The organism is Mucilaginibacter sp. (assembly GCF_039207105.1).
GTDB lineage: Bacteria > Bacteroidota > Bacteroidia > Sphingobacteriales > Sphingobacteriaceae > Mucilaginibacter.
Genome location: NZ_JBCECK010000268.1, coordinates 1 through 3,994, shown reverse-complemented (window position 1 = coordinate 3,994; position 3,994 = coordinate 1). Strand labels below are relative to the sequence as shown.

2 protein-coding genes are annotated in these 3,994 nt (G+C 44.8%); both read left to right on the top strand.

Translation table 11 applies throughout. The features are described 5' to 3' along the window. Positions 1-40: 40 nt before the first annotated feature. Positions 41-3,289, top strand: coding sequence for an efflux RND transporter permease subunit (locus AAGC65_RS25325; protein ID WP_343115245.1), 3,249 nt, complete (start codon positions 41-43; stop codon positions 3,287-3,289). Beyond that, positions 3,282-3,994: efflux RND transporter periplasmic adaptor subunit (locus tag AAGC65_RS25320; protein WP_343115244.1), on the top strand; the 713-nt coding region annotated here is incomplete at its 3' end. The genes AAGC65_RS25325 and AAGC65_RS25320, both read left to right, overlap by 8 nt.

Sequence of the window (3,994 nt, the reverse complement as noted above, 5' to 3'; positions counted from 1 at the left end):
ATTTATCAATAATTTTTAATAACAGCTATACACATTTATAATGGGAATGATAAAAGGGGCGCTCCAGAAACCAATTACCATATTGGTTATAGTAGCCGGACTATTTTTTTTCGGGATCAATGCGGTACGTACAATCAAGATAGATATCTTTCCTGATCTGAATTTGCCGGTTATCTATGTATCCCACCCATATGGTGGTTTTACCCCAAACCAAATGGAGGCTTACTTTGGTAAGCAATATGTTAACTTGTTGTTATTCGTTTCGGGCGTTAAAAGTATCGAAACCAAAAACATTCAAGGCTTAACACTTATAAAAGTTACTTTTTACGAGGGCACCAACATGGCCCAGGCCGCGGCGGAGGTCACGAGTTACACCAATCGTGCCCAGGCGGCCTTCCCGCCGGGGTCGCAGCCTCCGTTCATTTTACGTTTTGATGCTTCAACACTACCTGTAGGTCAGTTAGTATTAAGCAGCCCAACACGTTCCAATAACGAATTGCTTGACTACGCGCTGGTTTATGTGCGGTCGTCATTTACATCAATACCGGGTTTGGTTGCGCCGGCGCCTTTTGGCGGTAACCAGCGTTCTGTTGTGATCAAGGTTGATCCGGGATTGCTGCGCTCGCACAACCTGACCCCCGATCAGATTGTAGCCGCCTTGCGCGATAATAACCAGAATACCCCTGCTGGTAACGTACGCATAGGCGATTATAACTACCTGTCGCCAACTAACACTACTATTAAAAAGATCGCGGATTTTGGAGATATACCTTTATATAAAAATGGCATACAAACCGTGTTTTTACATGACGTGGCGAGTGTTGAGGACGGTGCTGACATTACCCAGGGTTACGCCCTGATCAACGGTAAACGTTCGGTTTATCTGCCTATTACCAAATCGGCCACGGCCTCAACCTGGGAAGTAGTACAAAACCTGAAAAAAGCATTGCCACGTTTCCAGGCCTTATTGCCTGAGGACGTAAAGCTATCCTTCGTGTTTGACCAATCGGTATACGTTATTAACGCGGTGAAGAGTTTGGCCGAAGAGGGTGCTATTGGTGCCGTGCTTACCGGGCTTATGGTACTGCTGTTTTTGGGTGATAAGCGCGGGGCGTTAATTGTAATATTAACTATCCCTACCTGTATCATATCGGCGGTATTTTTCCTGGGTCTTTTCCATCAAACCATCAATATCATGACGTTGAGCGGTCTTTCGCTGGCTATCGGTATCCTGGTCGATGAATCGACGGTAACTATCGAGAACATTCACCAGCACTTTGATATGGGCAAGCCTAAGGCTTTGGCTATATGGGATGCCTGTAAGGAGATCGCCTTCCCTAAATTGCTGATCCTGTTCTGTATCCTGGCAGTGTTTGCTCCGGCATTTACCATGACCGGTATCCCGGGCGCATTGTTCCTGCCGCTGGCATTGGCTATTGGCTTCTCCATGATCATATCATACTTCCTGGCTCAAACGTTTGTGCCTATCATGGCTAACTGGATCATGGTTAACAAACATGAAGACCATAGCCATAAGGATGGTTTTGCCCTGGAAGATGAAGGCGAGCCCTGGGAACAAAAAGAAAAAGCGATGAAAAAGGCGCTGGAACATCATGATGGTAAAGTAACCCGCTTTGATAAGTTCAGGGATAGCTTTATGCGCCTGATGGACCGCATGTTGCCAAATCGCAAAATTTTGGTAACCCTTTATGTAATAGGCGCGTTTGGCTTAGCATTTTTCTTATTCAACGTTATAGGCCGTGATGTATTACCAAAGGTTAATTCAGGTACATTCCAGGTACGTTTACGTGCACCGGATGGTACACGTTTAGAGCGTACCGAGGCTATAGCGGTTAAGGCACAGCATATCCTGGGCGATTTGGTGGGCAAGCAGAACATTGCTATTACCTCAACAATGGTTGGTTCGCACCCGGCATCGTTCTCAACAAACCCTATCTATTTGTTCATGGCAGGCCCGCAAGAGGCTGTTATGCAGATCAGTTTGGTTGAAGACTACAAAGTAAAGAACCTTGATGACCTGAAAGAGCGTTTCAGGAATGCCATTCATAAAGAGATACCAGGTATAAACCTTTCTTTTGAGCCAATTGAGTTAACGGATAAAATTTTAAGCCAGGGATCACCAACTCCTATTGAAATCGCTTTATCCGGAAAAAACAAAAAGCAAAATCAGGAGTACGCCTTTAAGGTGATGGACAAACTGAGAAAGATTGATTATTTACGCGACGTGCAAATTGGCCAGTCGTTCAATTATCCGTCTTTAGATATTACTATCGACAGGCAACGTGCAGCGCAGTTGGGTGTTGGAGTAGGTGATATTTCCCGCTCGCTCATTGCTTCAACCTCATCATCAAGGTATACCGAAAAAAACGTGTGGCTGGATGAAAAAGTTGGCTTAAGCTACCAGGTGCAGGTTCAGATACCAGAGTACCAGATGGCCAGCCTGAACGATGTAAAAGAGATCCCGGTGCTGCCTAATCAGTCGAGACCGGTATTGAGTGATGTTGCCGATGTTAAAACCGGTTTAACTAATGGTGAAAATGATAACATTGGCGCAATACCAACATTATCAGTTACTGCTAACTTGAATAATAAAGATTTAGGTACAGCAACAAATGATGTGCAAAAAGCGATTGACGCCTTAGGTAAACTGCCACGTGGTTTAACTATTGAGCTTCGTGGTATGAGCCAAACATTAACATCAACACTTGATAGTTTACAATCGGGTTTGATAGTAGCCATCCTGGTAATATACCTGATGCTGGCGGCTAACTTCCAATCGTTTAAACTATCGTTCGTGGTACTCTCAACCGTACCGGCGGTATTGTTTGGTTCGTTGTTGCTGGTTAAAATAACCGGTGCTACACTAAACTTGCAATCATACATGGGTATGATCATGTCGGTAGGTGTATCTATATCAAACGCGGTATTGTTAATTACCAATGCCGAGGAGTTACGGAAACACAATGGCGATGCATTGAAATCTGCCCGTGAAGCGGTTGCATTACGTTTACGCCCCATATTAATGACCAGTTTGGCCATGATAGTGGGTATGATCCCGATGGCATCAGGCCTGGGCGAAGGTGGTGATCAAACCTCACCGCTTGGCCGCGCGGTTATTGGCGGGCTTATCGCTTCAACCTTTGCAGCGTTATTAATATTACCTTTGGTTTTTGCCTGGGTACAAGGTAATGCCACCACACAATCCGTTTCATTAGACCCTGAAGATAAAGAAAGTAAATTTTATGTCCCTTTGCATCATCATGAATAATCTTAAAAATAAATCAACCCTCATGCTTGCTGTTTTGGCGGTAGCCATCAGCAGTTTACTGAGCGCCTGTCACTCAGAAGAAAAAGAGAAACAAGAACAAAGCCAGGAAGAGCAGCAGGAGCAAGCTGTTGAAACACCTTCGGTACAACTGGTTCCGGTAACAAAAGGAAAACTGAGTACCGCGGTTACTATCCCGGGCGAGCTGATACCTTATCAGCAGGTTGACCTGTATGCCAAGGTGAACAGCTATGTGAAAAAGCTGTTAGTTGATATTGGTTCTGAAGTACACCAGGGACAATTACTGGTGGTTTTGGAAGCACCGGAGATCAACTCGCAATTGGCTGGGGCCGAATCAAGAATAAAACAACAGGAAGCGATATACTTTGCCAGCAAAGCTACCTATGATAGGTTAGTAAGCACCAGCAAAACACCAGGTACTGTATCTTTAAATGATCTGGAACAGGCAGAGGCCAAGAAAAACTCAGACCTGGCCAATGTAGAAGCTGCAAAATCAGCTTACAAAGAAGTATCGGCAAATCTGGCTTACCTGGAGATCAGGGCACCGTTTGATGGTGTAATTACCAGCCGTAACGTGAACTTAGGTGCCTATGTAGGTCCGGGGGGCAAAAGCACCGATCCATTGTTTACCCTGCAAGATCAAAACAGATTACGTTTAGTAGTATCTATACCTGAGGTTTCTACAGG

Coding starts and splice junctions, on each gene's coding strand:
- AAGC65_RS25325 (WP_343115245.1), top strand. CDS start 41: ATGGGAATGATAAAAGGGGCGCTCCAGAAACCAATTACCATATTGGTT.